General features: G+C 69.6%; 13 protein-coding genes. 4 read left to right on the top strand and 9 right to left on the bottom strand.

Annotated elements, in window-relative coordinates; translation table 11 throughout:
- From AC3A3G_RS06245 to AC3A3G_RS06235, 3 genes are all read right to left on the bottom strand, one after another.
- Window positions 1–573 (bottom strand): NADPH-dependent FMN reductase, encoded by a 573-nt coding sequence (locus tag AC3A3G_RS06245; protein WP_200167126.1) that lies wholly within the window; start codon window positions 571–573, stop codon window positions 1–3.
- 80 nt (window positions 574–653) lie between these two features.
- Complete coding sequence (locus tag AC3A3G_RS06240) at window positions 654–1,964, bottom strand: nicotinate phosphoribosyltransferase (RefSeq protein ID WP_487487783.1); 1,311 nt, start codon at window positions 1,962–1,964, stop codon at window positions 654–656.
- A 6-nt stretch (window positions 1,965–1,970) separates the two neighbouring features.
- Window positions 1,971–3,836 (bottom strand): monovalent cation:proton antiporter-2 (CPA2) family protein, encoded by a 1,866-nt coding sequence (locus tag AC3A3G_RS06235; RefSeq protein WP_487487782.1) that lies wholly within the window; start codon window positions 3,834–3,836, stop codon window positions 1,971–1,973.
- Window positions 3,837–4,018: 182 nt separating this feature from the next.
- On the opposite strand from AC3A3G_RS06235, the gene AC3A3G_RS06230 reads away from it, so the two are divergent.
- The 4 genes from AC3A3G_RS06230 to AC3A3G_RS06215 all read left to right on the top strand — a co-directional run bounded on the left by AC3A3G_RS06230 (window position 4,019) and on the right by AC3A3G_RS06215 (window position 9,517).
- Entirely contained in the window at window positions 4,019–5,863 is a 1,845-nt protein-coding gene (locus AC3A3G_RS06230) for a vWA domain-containing protein (RefSeq protein ID WP_487487781.1), read from the top strand.
- A gap of 81 nt (window positions 5,864–5,944) precedes the next feature.
- Window positions 5,945–6,358, top strand: coding sequence for a CBS domain-containing protein (locus AC3A3G_RS06225; protein WP_125900616.1), 414 nt, complete (start codon window positions 5,945–5,947; stop codon window positions 6,356–6,358).
- A gap of 89 nt (window positions 6,359–6,447) precedes the next feature.
- Window positions 6,448–7,038: a hypothetical protein gene (locus AC3A3G_RS06220; RefSeq protein ID WP_200215649.1), complete on the top strand. Its 591-nt coding sequence runs from the start codon at window positions 6,448–6,450 to the stop codon at window positions 7,036–7,038.
- Between the two features lie 91 nt (window positions 7,039–7,129).
- On the top strand, window positions 7,130–9,517 hold the full coding sequence (locus AC3A3G_RS06215) for a PAS domain-containing sensor histidine kinase (RefSeq protein WP_368923602.1): 2,388 nt from the start codon (window positions 7,130–7,132) through the stop codon (window positions 9,515–9,517).
- On the opposite strand, the gene AC3A3G_RS06210 is transcribed toward AC3A3G_RS06215, so the two are convergent.
- The 6 genes from AC3A3G_RS06210 to AC3A3G_RS06185 form a co-directional block, all read right to left on the bottom strand.
- On the bottom strand, window positions 9,502–10,035 hold the full coding sequence (locus tag AC3A3G_RS06210) for a periplasmic heavy metal sensor (RefSeq protein WP_487487780.1): 534 nt from the start codon (window positions 10,033–10,035) through the stop codon (window positions 9,502–9,504). The two genes, AC3A3G_RS06215 and AC3A3G_RS06210, sit on opposite strands and share 16 nt — an antisense overlap.
- 2 nt (window positions 10,036–10,037) lie before the next feature.
- Window positions 10,038–10,478: a hypothetical protein gene (locus AC3A3G_RS06205; protein WP_200167116.1), complete on the bottom strand. Its 441-nt coding sequence runs from the start codon at window positions 10,476–10,478 to the stop codon at window positions 10,038–10,040.
- A 10-nt stretch (window positions 10,479–10,488) separates the two neighbouring features.
- The gene (locus AC3A3G_RS06200) at window positions 10,489–11,064 is read right to left on the bottom strand and encodes an RNA polymerase sigma factor (RefSeq protein ID WP_200215645.1); all 576 of its coding nucleotides are present in this window, start codon (window positions 11,062–11,064) and stop codon (window positions 10,489–10,491) included.
- Window positions 11,065–11,126: 62 nt separating this feature from the next.
- Window positions 11,127–11,756 (bottom strand): EF-hand domain-containing protein, encoded by a 630-nt coding sequence (locus AC3A3G_RS06195; protein WP_200215643.1) that lies wholly within the window; start codon window positions 11,754–11,756, stop codon window positions 11,127–11,129.
- 67 nt (window positions 11,757–11,823) lie between these two features.
- Complete coding sequence (locus AC3A3G_RS06190) at window positions 11,824–14,709, bottom strand: bifunctional [glutamine synthetase] adenylyltransferase/[glutamine synthetase]-adenylyl-L-tyrosine phosphorylase (protein ID WP_487487779.1); 2,886 nt, start codon at window positions 14,707–14,709, stop codon at window positions 11,824–11,826.
- Complete coding sequence (locus AC3A3G_RS06185; RefSeq protein ID WP_487487778.1) at window positions 14,706–16,142, bottom strand: sensor histidine kinase; 1,437 nt, start codon at window positions 16,140–16,142, stop codon at window positions 14,706–14,708. The genes AC3A3G_RS06190 and AC3A3G_RS06185 overlap by 4 nt, the downstream gene beginning before the upstream one ends.
- Window position 16,143: the final 1 nt, after the last annotated feature.

Here is a 16,143-nt window from a genome sequence, read left to right as displayed (position 1 = left end):
TCAGGCGTCGCGCGGCAGGACGGTCAGCACCCGCGCCATGTGCTGATGGAAGGCTTCCATGTAGTCGCGCAGGAACTGTTCGGTGCTGGCGACGGTGACGTTGCCGTCATCGTCGATCAGGCTCGGCGTCATCTGAATATAGGCTTCGACCGTGTTCATCTGCGGAGCTTGCAGGAAGCCCAGGACGGGCCGCAGCGCCTGCTGGGCCACCGCCGTGCCGATCGAACCGGGCGAGGCGCCGATGACCGCCGTCGGCTTGTTCTTGAAGGCGTTGGTTCCATAGGGGCGGCTGGCCCAGTCCAGGGCGTTCTTCAGCCCGCCGGGCATGGAGCGATTGTATTCCGGCGTGACGATCAGGATGGCGTCCGAGCGCTTGATCGCCGCCTTGAAGGTCTCGGCCACGGCCGGATAGTCGGCGTCGTAGTCATAGGAATAGAGCGGCAGGTCGGCGAAACCGATCTCGTGGAAATGCAGCTTCTCGGGCGCCAGCTTGACCAAGGCCTTGGCCAGCTTGCGGTTGATCGAGCCCTTGGACAGGCTACCGATGATGTAGCCGACGTTATAGGTGGTCATGAGAGGCGTCCCGCTGAAATTATGGGCGGCGCCCGGCGCCGCTGATGACGAAATGTTCAACCAAGCTTAGCGGTTCCGTATCAGACGCGCACGGCCTGACGCCCGCGCCCCGCCTCGCCGAAGACGCGCAGATAGCGTTCGATCTCGGCCCGGTCGCCGGTGGCCTTTTCGACGTTGTCCGACAGTTTCACCGCCGGACGGCCCGCCGCCTGCGTCACCTTGCAGACGAGCGACAGGGGCAGCAGTTCGGGCGCCTCGACCGGAGCGCAGTCACGGAAGTCGTTGGTCAGATTGGTGCCCCAGCCGAAGCTGGTGCGCACCCGCCCCTTGAAATGGGCGTGGGCCGCCTCGATGCCGTCGACGTCCAGCCCGTCGGCCAGCACCAGCAGGCGCTCGCGCGGGTCGCGGCCCTTGGACGCCCACCACTTCATGATGATCTCGCCGCCCTCGATCGGCGGGGCGGAATCGGGGCGGAAGCCTTTCCAGTCGGCCAGCCAATCGGGCGCGTCGTCGAGGAAGGCTTGCGTGCCGAAGGCGTCCGGCAGGGCGATCAGCAGATTGCCGTCATAGGCCGCCCGCCATTCCTCCAGCACTCGATAAGGCGCCGCGCGCAGAGCCGCCTCGTCCTCGCCCGCCATGGCGGCCAGCACCATGGGCAGTTCGTGACCGTTGGTGCCGATGGCCTCAAGGTCGTTGTTCATGGCCAGCAGTACGTTGGAGGTGCCGATGAAGGCGCTTCCCAGCCCCTCCTTCAGCGCCTCGACGCACCAGCCCTGCCACAGGAAGCCGTGGCGGCGGCGCGTGCCGAAGTCCGACAGGGCCAGCGGTTCCAGTTTTCTCAGCCGCTCGATCTTGCTCCACAGCTTGGTCTTGGCGCGCGAATAGAGGATGTCCAGCTCGAACCGGCCCATGCGGCGCAGGGCGCGGCGGCTGCGCAGTTCGTTCAGGATCGACAGGGCGGGGATTTCCCACAGGGTGACGTCGGCCCAGCTTCCCGAAAACTCGAGCCGATACTGGCCGTCAGCGCTGCGCGACAGGTCGTAGTCCGGCAGGCGATACTCAGCTAGCCAGGCCAGGAAGTCCGGGCTGAAGATCGACTTCACCCCATAGAAGGTGTTGCCGCCCAGCCAGATCAGTTCGCGGTTGGTGAAGCGCAGGGACCGGGCGTGGTCCAGTTGGGCGCGCAGTTCCACCTCGTCCACTTCCTCGGCCAGACGCACCGAAGTCGTGCGGTTGATGACCGAGAAGGTCACCGGCACGTCGCGGAACCGGCGCCAGATCAGCTGCAGCATCAACAGCTTGTAGAAGTCGGTGTCCAGCAGGCTGCGGACGATGGGGTCCAGACGCCAGCCGTGGTCATAGGCCCGCTTGGCCAGGTCGATGCTCGCCATGCCCGATCAGTCCGCCTTCTGCGCAGCCGGCTCGATGACAGCCTCGGGCGGGGCCTCGTCCTCATTGACCAGACGCCCTTCGCGGTGCGGCTTGATGTAGGGCGTCGGCTGCGGCGTCGGCATATTGCCCCGCATCAGGGCGGCCCCGGCCTTCAGCCCGCCGGTCAGGTCCAGGTCCAGGCGCGCCTCGTCGCGACGGCGCACGTCGGCGATGACGTCGGCGACCTCGTCTTCCGGCAGGCCCAGCTCCTCCAGAACGGCCTGGCCGAACCGGAGGGCGGACTCAAAGGTCTCGCGCACCTGATAGTCGACCCCCGCCTGGATCAGACGCAGCGAGTGACCGCGGTCGAAGGCCCGCACCATCAGCTTCACGCCGGGGAATTCGGACTTGACCAGTTGCACGATCTTGTCGGCGGCCTCCGGCTTGTCGACGCAGACCAGCACCGCCTCGGCCTTGCCCGCGCCCGAGGCCCGAAGCGTGTCGAGGCGCGTGCCGTCGCCGTAGTAGACCTTGAAGCCGAAGTTGCCGGCCGCCTGGATCATCTCCACATCGTTCTCGATGATCGACACGTCCACGTCGCGCGCCAGCAGGGGTTGCGACACCACCTGGGCGAAGCGGCCGAAGCCGATGATCAGCACCTGGCCGCCCAGGCCGTCGGCGGCGTCCACGCCCTCGGCGTCTTCCGGCGACAGGCCCGCCTCCTTGGGCAGGAGCCGTTTCAGCGCCAGGGTCGTCAGCGGCGTCAGCGCCATCGACAGGATGACGATGGCCGTCAGGGCCGCGCCCGCCTGGGCGTCGATCACCCCCGCCGTGGCGGCGGCGCTGTAGAGGACGAAGGCGAACTCGCCGCCCTGGGCGAACAGGGCCGCGCGCTCGATCGCCTCATGGTGGCGCGCCTTGAACACGCGGGCGACGACATAGATGACCAGGGCCTTGACCACCATGAAGGCCGCCAAGCCGGCCACGACGATGCGCCAGTCGTTGATGACCACGCCGATGTCCAGCGCCATGCCGACCGACAGGAAGAACAGGCCCAGCAGAATGGCGCGGAACGGCTCCACGTCCGCCTCCAGCTGATGCCGGAAGGTCGAGTCCGACAGCAGCACCCCGGCCAGGAAGGCGCCCATGGCCATCGACAGGCCGACCCCGTCCATGATCCAGGCTGTGCCCGCCACGACCAGCAGGGCGGCGGCCGTCATCACCTCGCGCCCGCCGTTGCGGGCCAGGAAGCGGAACACCGGATTGATGGCGTAGACGCCGACCGCCAGCACGCCCGCCAGCGCCGCCAGGGCCAGGCCGATCGACTGCCACAGCGGCGTCGTGCTCTCGGCCGACTGCCCCATCGAGGCGCCCAGCAGGGCGACGATGGCCAGCAGGGGCACGATGGCCAGGTCTTCGAACAGCAGGATGGACACGGCCCGCTGTCCGCTGGGCGTCGGCAGGTCGCCGCGCTCTTCCAGCATCTGCACGATGACGGCGGTCGAGGACATGACGAAGCCCATGGCCCCGACAAAGGCCACCGGCGCCGAAACGCCCGCCGCCATGGCCACCAGCGTCAGGGCCAGTCCCGCCAGGCCGACCTGGGCCGAACCCAGGCCGAAGATTTCCTTGCGCATCCCCCACAGCCGCTTGGGCCGCATCTCCAGACCGATGATGAACAGGAAGATGACCACGCCGAACTCGGCGACGTGCAGTATGGTCTGCGGCTCGCGGAACAGGGCCAGGCCGAAAGGACCGATGGCGACGCCCGCCGCCAGATAGCCGAGCACCGAGCCCAACCCCAGCTTGCGGAAGATCGGCACGGCCACCACGCCCGCCGCCAAGAGGGCCGCCACATGGCCCAGTTCCAGTCCCGTCGCAGCCTCGGCCATCGCTCACCCTTATGCTTAAGCCTTCATAGTGGGGACGAAAGGACTGAATAGCGAGGGGGTTCCTCACCACAGCATCTGCGCCACAGGGCGACGACGATGCGCCCACGCGAAGAACCTTCGCCTTAGTTCCGCCGAACATCGTCATTCTTCATGGACGAGACAGGGTTGGAGGAGATCGCTCAATGTCCCAGCATCCACGGCGCCGCGCCGCCGGATTCCAGCGTCGCCCGGCGAGCCTGACGCTGGTCGCCGTCGCCGCCCTCATGACCGCCGCCCCGGTCGGCGCCGCGCCCGTTCCGTCGCCTGTGGTGCAGGACGGAACGCCCAGCCCAGCCGCCTGTCGCGAACTCGGCTTCGACCTGTCGCCGCCCTCCCGTGCGCGTCCGCCCGTCCTGCGATCACGGCCGCCCCATCCGGCGCCGCTTGCGCCTCCTCCTCCTCCTCCGCCTCCTCCGCCGCCCGTCACCCTGCCGATCGAAGCGACCAAGAAGGAAGACCGGGTCGAATACGCCGCCCCGCCCCCCACGGTGAACGGCGTGGTCGTCAGCGGGTCGCGCATCGGTCCCTATCCCCCCGGCCCTCCCCTGCCGCCGCGTCCCGTCGATACCGAACGCTATCCCGACGCCACGCCCAATGCGGTCAAGCGGACGGCGGATCAGCCGGTCTCGACCTTCTCCATCGACGTGGACACCGCCGCCTACGCCAACGTCCGCCGCTTCATCGACAACGGCAGGGCTCCGCCGCGCGACGCCGTGCGGGTCGAGGAGATGATCAACTATTTCGACTACGGCTACGCCCGCCCGACCTCGGCCGCGCGGCCCTTCGCCGTCACCACGGCCGCGACGGCCTCCCCGTGGTCCGAGGGTCGCCGGATCGTTCATGTGGGCCTTCAGGGCTATGAACTGCCCGAAGGACAGCGCCGCCCGCTGAACCTGACCTTCCTGGTCGACGTATCCGGCTCGATGAACAGCCCGGACAAGTTGGACCTGGCCAAGCAGTCGATGAACCTGATCATCGACCGCCTGCGGCCCCAGGATCGCGTCGCCGTGGCCTATTACGCCGAGGGCGCCGGCACGACGCTGGCCCCCACCGCAGGGACGCAAAAGCTGAAGCTGCGCTGCGCGGTCGCCTCCTTGCGGGCTTCGGGCGGCACGGCCGGGGCGACCGGCATGACCAACGCCTATGACCAGGCCCAGGCCGGCTTCGGCCGCGACAAGGTCAACCGCATCCTGATGTTCACGGACGGCGACTTCAACGTCGGCGTCACCGACGACAAGCGGCTGGAAGACTACGTCGCCGACAAGCGCAAGACGGGGATTTACCTGTCCGTCTACGGCTTTGGACGCGGCAACTATCAGGACGCCCGGATGCAGGCGATCGCCCAGGCAGGCAATGGCACGGCGGCCTATGTCGACGACCTGAATGAGGCCCGTCGTCTGTTCGGGCCAATGTTCGACCGGGGCGCCTTCCCTATCGCCGACGACGTGAAAATCCAGGTCGAGTTCAACCCCGCTCGCGTCGCCGAATGGCGGCTGATCGGCTATGAAACCCGCCTGCTGAACGAAGAAGACTTCAACAACGACGCTGTCGATGCGGGCGAGGTCGGGTCGGGCGCCTCCGTCACGGCCCTGTATGAAATCACGCCTGTCGGCGGGCCGACGCAGATCCCCGAGCGTCGCTATCCCGACAACCGCATCGCGACCGGCGGCGGCGACCCGAACGGCGAACTGGGCTTCATCCAGGTGCGATACAAACAGCCCGGCCAGCAGCGTTCGGAACTGATCCAACAGCCGTTGACCGACCGTTCGCGCGCCGACACTCCGCCCGAGGCGACCCGCTGGGCCCTGGCCGTCGCCGCCTTCGGCCAGAAGCTGCGCGGCGATCCCTGGATGGCGCCGGACTACGGCTGGGATCGGGTGCTGGACCTGGCCCAGGGCGCGCGCGGCGCCGATCCCTACGGCGAGCGGGCCGAGTTCGTGCAACTGGTCCGCGCCGCCCAGAGCCTGCCCGAACGTCGCGAACCCTAGCCTGCCCGCGCCGCCGGAACCGCGACCGCCGGCGCGGGTTCTTAAGGCCAGGCCGCAACGGCCGCGCCAAGGGAGAAGGCCATGAAGATTCGCGACGTGATGAGCAAGGACGTGCAGGTCGCCCGCCCCGAAGACACCCTTCAGAATGTCGCCGGACGCATGGCGGCGGGCGATTTCGGCTTCATCCCCGTGGCCGACGGCGACCGGCTGATCGGCGCCCTGACCGACCGCGACATCGTGGTGCGCGCCGTCGCCTCGGGCGCGGGGCCGGAGGCGCGGGTGCTGGACGTGCTGTCGCGCGACGCCCTGGTGGTGCGGGCCGACGACGACCTGAAGGTCGCGCTGGACCTGATGTCCTCGCGCCAGATTCGCCGCCTGCCTGTGGTGGACAAGGACGGTCGCCTGGTCGGCGTGGTTTCGCTGGGCGACCTGTCGACGCGGGTCAAGGAACGCTACGCCGGCGAGGCGCTGGAAGAGATTTCCCGCCCCGGATGATGACTTAAGGTCTCGCTAACCATCTCGCGGAACCCCGCGATAACGGCTGGCGCGCCATGCTCTCCCCTTGATCGCGAGGGGAGACCGGCATGGCGCGCGCCCAGTTCCAGAAGGGCCAGAAGGTCTGGGTCGAGAGCGTCGGCGTCTGGGCCCAGGTCGAAAAGGTCAACCCTGTCTGGGCCAAGGGCTTCGACGAGCCTGTCCGCATCACTTACGACGTGGGCCTGGGCCGCGAATTCGCCGGCGGCGAATTGCAACTCCCGACGGAGGATCGCGCGGCCACGGCCCTGGGCGACTGGCGCGTCCTGCGCGCCCGAAACAAGTGGCAGGACGCCGCCGACTGCGCCCATCATCCCTTCCCCGGCAGCTATCCGGTCGTCGTCACGGACAAGGCGGACTGGGGCGGCTGGCGCGTGCCGGGCGCGGAATACGACCGCGATCCCCAACGCATCGAATTCCAGTCGCGTCTGATCGCCGCCGCGCCGGAATTGATGGGGCTGGCGCGAGAACTTCTGGCCTCGGTCGCGGAAGCGCCCGAGGACGCCCCGCCGGAGACCGTGCGCCTGGCGCGTCAGGCCCAGACCGTGCTGCGCCGGATCACCGACGTCCTGGCGCCCCCGCCTGAAGCGACGCGGCCCGCCGCCCGCGAAGATGTAACCCTTTCCGAAACCGACGCTTAGCGCCCCGGCGCAGCCTCCGGCCCCGCCGACCCTCGACAGGAGTCGGCGACGCAGCCTAGATTCCGCGTTGAATCGGCACAGGAGGTCGCCTTTGCAGGGCACAGAGCGGCGCAGCTATGGGCCGGGCCGCAGGGCCACGGACCAGCAGGACGCGCGATCCGCGCCCTGGGTGCGCATCCTGGCGCTCGCCGTCGCCCTGGCCTTGGCCGCCTACGCTCTGTTGGTGCTGCGTGAGGCGGACCGTCCGCGCCGTGAAGCCGAAGCCGCTCGCATCGAGGCTCTGGCGCTGGAGGCCCGCCTGGCCGCCTCTCAGGTCGAGGCCCAGGCGGATCGCGCCGCCCTGGCCCTGCGCGCCGGCGCGCGCGCACTGGCCCAGGCCCCCGGTCAACCCGCCGCCGCCCTGGATCAGGCCCGCGCCCTGGCCCCCGAAGCCGCCTTCATGATCCTGAGCGCCGAAGGCCGCGTCCTGGCCGCCAGCGGCGCACGGCTCTCCGCGCCGGCAATCGCCCTTCACGCCGTCCAGTTGGGCGACGACGGCCTGACTCAAAGCGTCACGGCAGCGGGCGGGACGGTGCTTCTGGCCCGCACGCCCCTGCCGTCGCTGAAGGCCACGCTGAAAGACGCCGCCCTGAGCGTCATGCCGTCCGGTCAGACTCCGGCGGAGCCGGGCCGCGCGGTCAAGGGGCCGGACGGTCGGGCGCAGTTGGCGGCCGTCGCCCCCATCGGCGACACGGGCCTGTCGGTCGTCGCCGCATTGCCGCACGCCCATGGCCTGGCCGCCTGGCTCGAAGACGCCTGGGTGCTGGCCGGCCCTCTGCTGCTGGTGGTGCTGATGCTGGCTGTGATCGCAGTGCAAAATTGGCGTCAGATGCGCGTCGGGCGGCGTTGGGCCGAAACCGAGCGACGCTTTCGCGTGGCGGTCGAGGCGGCGCGCTGCGGCGTTTGGGAATGGGACATCGGCCGCGGCGAAATGATCCTCTCGGACTACATGGCCGCCTTGCTTGAGGTCGAGAACGGGTCGCGTCTGACGACGCAGGCGCTGATGGACCGGGTCCACCCTTCTTATCGCGACGCCTTGCATCAGGCCCTGGACGAAGCCGCCCTGCATGGCGCCTTCGAGGCCGCCTTCCCCGTACCCTTGAAGTCCGGCAGCATCCGCTGGATCGATGCACGCGGCCAGTCGCGCCAGCCGCGCCGCGACGGCGTTTTCGTCAATCTGATGGGCGTGGCGCTGGACGTCACCGACGCCCGCCGCACCAAGGCCCAGGCCCAGGCCGCCGAGAGCCGCCTGCGCGACGCCATCGAAAGCGTGTCCGACGCCTTCGTCCTGTTCGACCGGCGCGGGCGGCTGATCCTGTGGAACCAGGGCTTCCAGGACGCCTTCGCCTTTCCGCCGGGCGTGGTGCGGCGCGGCGCCTTGAAGGACGAGCTGACGCGGATCGCCGCAGACGCCATCAAGACCGAACGGCCCTCCGTCGAGGGGCGCGCGGGCGTGCGCGAGGTCGAGTTGAAGGACGGTCGCTGGCTGCAGATGGCTGAACGGTTCACCGGCGACGGCGGCACGGTGGTCATCTGCGCCGACATCACCGTTGTGCGTCGCCAGGAGGCTGAACGCCGCCGCGCCGCCGACGAACTGCGCGCCATGGTCGAGGAGCTGGAGGCCAGCCAGGACAAGCTCTCGCTGCTGGCGCGCAAATACGAGGTCGCCATGACCCGCGCCGAGGACGCCAACCGCGCCAAGTCCGAGTTCCTGGCCAATATGAGCCATGAACTGCGCACGCCGCTGAACGCCATCAACGGCTTCTCGGAAATCATGGCGGGCGAGATGTTCGGCCCCCTGGGCGACCATCGCTACAAGGGTTACGCCGCCGACATCCACGCCTCGGGCCAGCACCTGCTCAGCCTGATCAACGACATCCTGGACATGGCCAAGATCGAAGCCGGCAAACTGACGCTCCACTATGAAGTCGTGGCCCTGGACCAGCTGTGCGCCGACGCCGTGCGGCTGATGCGCGGCAAGGCGCTGGAATCACAACTGCGCCTCAGCCTGTCCTGCCCCGACGACCTTCGCGTGGAAGCCGATCAGCGCGGACTGAAGCAGGTGCTGCTGAACCTGATCTCAAACGCCGTGAAGTTCACCCCCGAAGGCGGCGCCGTAAAAGTCAGCGTCGTCCCGCTGAACAACGAGACGATGCGGATCGCCGTCGCGGACACCGGCATCGGAATCTCGGCGCAGGATCTGAGCCGCCTGGCTCAACCGTTTGAACAGGTCGAGGGCCAGCATTCCAAATCGACGCAGGGCACGGGACTGGGCCTCGCCCTGACCAAGTCCCTGATAGAGCTGCATCGCGGCCAGATGACGATCGACAGCGAACCTGGACGCGGCACCACGGTCTGGTTTGATCTGCCCGTGTGCGCTCCCGCAGGCGCTATGGCCCCGCTCGGCGCTCCGATTCAACGGGTTCAGCGGGCGGCCTGATCACCCGCCTGATCCTTGGCCTTTTCCGTCGCCTGCGGCGGCGGCGTCGGATTGCACTTCTCGCGCGATTTCGATTTGTGACGCGACAGAATGGGCGCCAAAGCCTTGCGGTTTTCCGGCGACAGGCGCCCCAGGGTCTCGACCGCCCCGGCTTCCAGACGGGCGCGTCCACGCATCTCGGACGCGCGAGAGCGTTCCAGTAAGGCTGCGACCGCCACCGCGTCGAAGCTGTCGGACGCCGTCAAGGCGATGGCCTCGCGTCGCGCCGCGCGCGAGTCCTCAAAGTCCGGTCGCGCCTGCAGGGCATTGGCGCGCAGTTCGCCCTTCACCTGGTCACGAACGGCCGACGGCAGCGCCTCGACCACAGCCCAGACCGGTTCGCTGCGGCCCGGCTTGCGCCCCTCGGCCGCCTGTTCCGCCGCCTTGCGCGACAGCACCCAGGCGGTGCCCCCGCCGACCACGGCGAAGATATTCAAAGCGACCGACGCGGCCAGGGCGATCTTCAGACCCTTGTTCATGCTTATCTCCCCAGGCCTGCGGCCAGGATTTCTGCGTCGTCGGGCGCCGTCAGACTGGCCTGATAAAGCACGGTGTCGGCGCGGGTCTCGGCCGTCATCTGACCGGTCAGCACCATGCCGAAGGCCACGCCCGCACAGGCCGCCGCCGCCCAGCCTGCGCCCGACATCCAGGCCAGAGGCCCCAGCCCGCGCCGGCGTTGTCCCAGGCGCGCGCCCGCAGCATCGGCGATGACCCGCTCACGCAGCGCATGCGACGGCGCCTGGCGCGGCGCGGCGTCCAGGAAGGCGTCCACTAGGTCGGCCTCGGTCAGCACGACACCGGCGCGCGGATCGGCGGCCATCAGCAGCCGCGCCGCCTCGCGCTCGGCCTCGGGCCAGCGTCGCAGGTCTGCGCCATAGGCGTCGGCCAGATACTCAAAACGTTCCAGGTTCATCGTCGTCATCTTCAGCCCCCTATCTCCCCATCGCCTTCGCAGCGCCATGCGGCGCCATGTCCGCGAGCGCCGTCCGCAACGCCCGTCGCCCGCGCGACAACAGGCTTTCCAGCGCCTCGACGCTGATCTCCATCAGGGCGGCCGCCTCGATATTGCCGAGCTCCTGATAGTGGCACAGGACGATGGCCTCGCGCTGGCGCTCAGGCAGGCGCGCCAGCGCGCGTTCAACCCGGACCCCGGTCTCGGCAGCCAGCAGGCCCCGATCCGGCGCCGGGCCCTCGTCGATTCCATCCGGCGGCATGTCGGTCGCGATCTCGCGCCGTCGCCGCAGCCGGTCGTAGCAGAGGTTCAGGGCCACCCGATGCAGCCAGGTGTCGAAGCGCGCCTGCCCCGGCGTCCAGCGCGGCGCCTGCCTCCAGGCTCTGAGCATCGCTTCCTGGGCCACGTCCTCAGCCTCCGTCGCATCGCCCAGCATTCGCTGGGCGAGCGACAACATGCGCGGCAGCTTGCGCGCGACCATGGCCTGAACGGCTGCAGGATCGCCCGCGCCTACGCGCTTCACCAGGTCCTCGTCGGGGTCGGCGGTCTTCGCCAATCACGCCTCTTTGGTCGGCCGAGAAAAGGGCGAGCGGTCCATCCGCCGTCCCCGACATCACCTTACTCCGAAACCGGCGCCGAAGGCGACGCCGGGCGCGGCTCGCGCCTCTGACGCATCTCGGCGCGGCCCGCCTGCATGGCGGCGCGGCGCTCCTCCACCGTCAGCGTTCCATCGCGATTCGCGTCCATGCGGGCGAAGGTCTCGGTCGCCTTGCGTTCAACCTCGGCGATGGCGATGGGGAAGCGATCAGCCTCGCCGCGCATGTTCCGACCGCGCATGTCACGCCCGCCCATGCGCCCCTGTTCCGCGTCCCGGCGCGCATGGCCCCAACGGCCGCCGCGTTCACGACCATCCCCCCGCATCTGCTGGCGGGGAGCCTCGAATTCGGCGCGGCTGACGGCGCCGTTCTTGTCCGCGTCCAGCCGGTCGAACTGGGCGGCGCGACGTTCGGCGCGGCGCGCCTGAGCGTGCGCGTGCATCTCCTCGGCCGTGACCTGGCCGTCGCGGTTCGCATCTGCGGCGCGCAGCCGCTCGACGCGGCGCTGAACGAAGTCGGCCTGAGTGACCGGCTGGGCCATACGCGCCTGGCGCTGGGGCGCCGTTCCGGGGGCCGTGGTCTGTGCGGCGGCAACCCCGCCCAGCGTCAACAGCAAGACGGAAACAGCGGCGGCGGCGAATGTGGTCTTCATCTCGATGGTCTCCTGGGGCGAAGCCGCCCCGAAAGCATCCCTGTCGAGAGATTGAACGCGATCCGGATCAGTTTCCGTCGCGGATAGGGGGCAGGACCGCATCGAACGCCCGCCGCGCCCGCATCCGCAGATCGATCAGGCGCGCTTTCAGCGTATCGAAATCGGGCGCGCCTATCGTGGCGGCCAGGCGCTTCTGAAAGCCTGACGGCTCCTGATCCGGGTCGTTCCTGTCCTCGAAGGCGCAGGCCGTCAGTTGCGACAACTGCTGATGCGTGCGCCAGCTGTCAGCCAGGATCGGGTCATCCTTCAGCGCCTCAAGCGTCGAGACGGTCAACGGTCGGCCGGCGGCGGCGGCCGTCAGCTGACGATACTGGCCGACGAACTCCGCATCCACCTGCGCGCCCGCCGACAGCTTCAGATCCCAGAACCCCTTGGCCCGTCGCTCGCGCTCCATCAGGTCGCGCATGGCGCGCACGTCATGCGCCGCATCGACGCCGGGGCGCGGCCGCCGCAGAGCCTCCTCCAGCACCGCCGTGACGCGCGGACCAAACGTCGCATCACTGGCCCAGACCACCCGGGCGCGCGTCAGGGCCATGAACTCCCATGTGTCCGCCTCTTCGGCGTAATAGGCCTGTAACGTCTCCAGCCGCACCGACACCGGCCCCTTGGAGCCAGTCGGCCGCAGCCGCATATCGACCTCATACAGCCCGCCCTCTGCGGTGTGGGCGGATAAGGCGGCGATGAACCGCTGGGTGAAGCGGCCGTAGAAGGTCTCGGCGCTCCAGCCGCGCCCGGCGGACACCGCCTCGGGCGGCGCCGCATAGACGGTCATCAGATCCAGATCGGACCCCGCCGTCATCTCACGCGACCCGGCCTTGCCCAGGGCCACCACGGCGACCGCGCCGTCGAAGGCCCCGCCCATTCGCTCAGCCTCGGCCAGGGCCGCCGGGGCCAGCCCCTTCATGCAGGCGTCGGCCAGGGAGGTGTAGGTCAGCCCGGCCTGCTCGGCCGTGGTCCGGCCGGTGACGACATGCATGCCGATGCGGAAGGTCTGTTCGCGGTGCAGGCGGCGCACGGCGTTCATGGCCCCTTCGAAATCGCCGGCCTCATGCGCCTCGCGCACCACCTGATCGGCCAGGCCGGTGTCGGTGCCCAGGGCCGTCATGAAGCGCGCGTCCAGCACCCCGTCCAGAGCCTGCGGTTGACGCCCCAGCGCCCGCGCCAGTCGCGGTGCGAAGGCCATGACCCCGACCACCAGGTCGAACAGCTTGGGCTGGTTCAGGAACAGAGCCTGCACCTGCACCCCTGCGCTGAGGCCCGAGAAGAAGACGGCGAACCGGCGGAAGGCCGCGTCCGGCGCTCCCGTCTTGGCCACCGCCGTCAGCAGTTGCGGCGCCAGGCGGGTGAACAGCTCTCGCCCCCGCGCCGTGCGCGTGGCCTGGATGCGGCCGTGGTGCCAGCTGCGGATCGTGTCGGACACCGTGGCGGGTTCGGAAAAGCCCATGCGCGCCAGGGTCTCCAGCGTGCCGGGGTCGTTCTCAACCCCCGTGAAAACCAGGCTGCCGTAGGGCGAGGACAGGTCTTCGCCGCCCTCGAACAGTTCGCCATAGCGGGCGTTAACCCGCACCAGCAGGCGCTCGATTTCGGCGTCGAAGGCCGCCAGATCGCCCTGCCCCGCCAGGGCCGCCACATCGGCGCGGCGTTCGGGATCGACGGGCAGGATGTGGGTCTGCTCATCCGCCAGCATCTGCGCCCGGTGCTCCAGCGCACGCAGCTCGACATAGGCGGCGCGCAGCTCGTCGCGCGCCTCGGGCGCGATGTGGCCGGCGGCGCTCAGGGCGTCCAGCGCCTCCAGGGTGCGTGGCGAGCGCAGGGACCGATCGCGTCCGCCCAGGATCAGCTGCTGGGTCTGGACGTAGAATTCGATCTCGCGGATGCCGCCCCGGCCCAGCTTTAGATTGGCGCCCGCCGCCTCCAGTCCCTCGCCGGTCTTGTGGACGTGGATCTGTTTCTTGATCGACTGGATGTCGAGCACGGCCTGATAGTCCAGGCTGCGCCGCCAGATGTAGGGGACCAGCGCCTTCAGGAAGGCGGCCCCCTCGGCCGCATCCCCGGCGCAGACGCGGGCCTTGATGAAGGCCGCCCGCTCCCAGTTCTGGCCGACGGATTCATAGTAGGCCAGCGCCATCGGCGCCGCGACCACGGGCGGGGTCGAGGACGGGTCGGGCCGCAGCCGCAGATCGACCCGGAAGACGTAGCCGTCCGCCGTCCGCTCGGCCAACAGCGCCGTCAGCCCCTGCGCCAGACGGTTGACGAAGCCCTGCATCTCCACGCCCTCGGCCAGGGCGCTCTCCAGCGTCTCCGGCTCATAGAACAGCGACAGATCGATGTCCGAGGAGTAGTTCAGCTCGAACGCCCCGCCCTTGCCCATGGCCAGGACGAACAGGCCCGGCACCGGCCCGCGCGGATCGTCAGGCGCCGAGACCAGACGCCCGCGCCTGCGCCAATCGTCGGCCGTGATCCTCAGCGCCGCCCGCGCCGCCGTATCGGCGAAGCGCGACAGGGCGCCCGTCACCTGATCCAGATCCCAGACCCCGCCCAGATCGCACAGCGCCGTCAGCAGATGCAGTTCCGCCTTCAAATGACGCAGCGGCGCCTTGGCCTCATCCGGCGCGCCGCTCAGGGCGTCCGCCGCCGCCAGAATCTCCGCCAGCCGCGTCTCAGGATCGGCGTCCAGCGTTCGCCGCAGCCGATCCGGCCAGCGCCGCGCCAAGCCCGCCAGATAGGGCGGGGCGGCGAAGACCGGCTCCAGCGCCGTCCAGGCCGCATCCAGCGTCGCGCGCCAGCCGTCGGCGTCCGCCGCCTCGGCCAGCCGTTCATGCAGGCGCGCCGCCGCCTCTGCGTCGCGCACGGGGCCGCACGGCCGCAACCGCGTCGCCAGAGCGTGGCTCACGCCTCAGCCTCAAGCGCCCGGCTGGCGGCCGGCAGTATCAGGGCCACGCGCAGACCCGGCCCGCGCCCGTCATAGACGCCCGGCCCCTCGTCCAGCTGGATGCGCCCGCCGTGCGCCTCGGCCACCGCTGTCACCAGCGACAGACCCAGGCCCGACCCCGGCTCGGTGCGGCTGTTGTCCAGGCGGACGAAGCGTTGCAGCACGCGTTCGCGATCCTCGTCCGGCACGCCTGGCCCATTGTCGGTGACGGAAAACTCCACGTCGCCCGACGAACGGCGGCGCGCGCGGAACATCACCGCCCCGCCCTCCGGCGTATATTTGATGGCGTTGTCGATCAGATTGGCCAGGGCCTGGGCCAGGAAGGGCTGATTGCCCTCGATCATCAGCCCCTTTTCGATCTCGGCGGCGAACTCCAGCCCCTTGTCCTCGCCCGCCGGTTCGTACAGCTCGGCCATGTCGGCGGCCAGATCGGCGGCGTCGAACACCTTGGGATCGGGCGCCCCGCCCGCCTGCAGACGGGCGATGGCCAGCACGGTGTTGAAGGTCTTCAGCAGGGCGTCGGCCTCTTCCAGCGCCACGCTGAGGGCGTCGACGCCCGATGTCCGCCCCGCCTCGGCGTCGATCAGGGCGACCTCCATCTTGGCCTTCATCCGGTTCAGCGGGGTGCGCAGGTCATGGGCGATGGCGTCGCCCGCGTGGCGGATCGAGGCCATCGAGCCCTCCAGCCGGTCCAGCATCCCGTTCAGCCCCTCGGCCAGTTCGTCCAGCTCGTCGCCGGAGTGGCGGATCGGGACGCGCGTCTTCAAGTCGCCCTCCTGCACCGCCGCCACCACGCGGTTCAGACCGGCCATGGCGCGCTCGACGCCCCGGCTGATCCACAGCCCGCCGCCGACGCCCAGCACCAGCACCATGACCATCGCCCCCCACAGGGCCTGGGTCAGCCGCGCCAGATAGGCTTCGATGTCTCCGATGTCCTCGCCGACGAACAGGTGCTCTCCGCCGGACAGGGTCATCTCCACGCCGATGGCCCCGCGACGGCGCACGCGGCCGTCCTCGTCCGTATCGGTCAGGCGGAAGTCGTCCCAGCGCGCAGTCGACGGCGGCGCGTCCGCCTTGGGCGGATCCAGCGGCGATTCCGAGACATTGCCGGTAATGACCGAGCGATCCGGCGCCATCAGCAGATAGAGGTAGGGCCCGCCCTTCAGCGTGCGCTCAACCAACACCTGATTCAGGGCGTCGCGCCCTCGTGTGCGATAGACGGCGGTCAGCCCCTCGACCTCGGCCTTGACGCTGGCCTCCGCCCGCGCCCGCGCCTCGGACGCCGAGGCGAAGTAGACATAGGCCAGCACCGCACTGGCCGTCGCCACGAACAGCGCTAGGAACAGCAGCGTCAGCCGGAAAGGCGTCCGTCGAAAGAGCGAGGGCAGTTTCATG

Source organism: Brevundimonas sp. Soil_N_31 (assembly GCF_057655995.1).
This window is presented reverse-complemented; position numbering and strand designations above follow the sequence as displayed.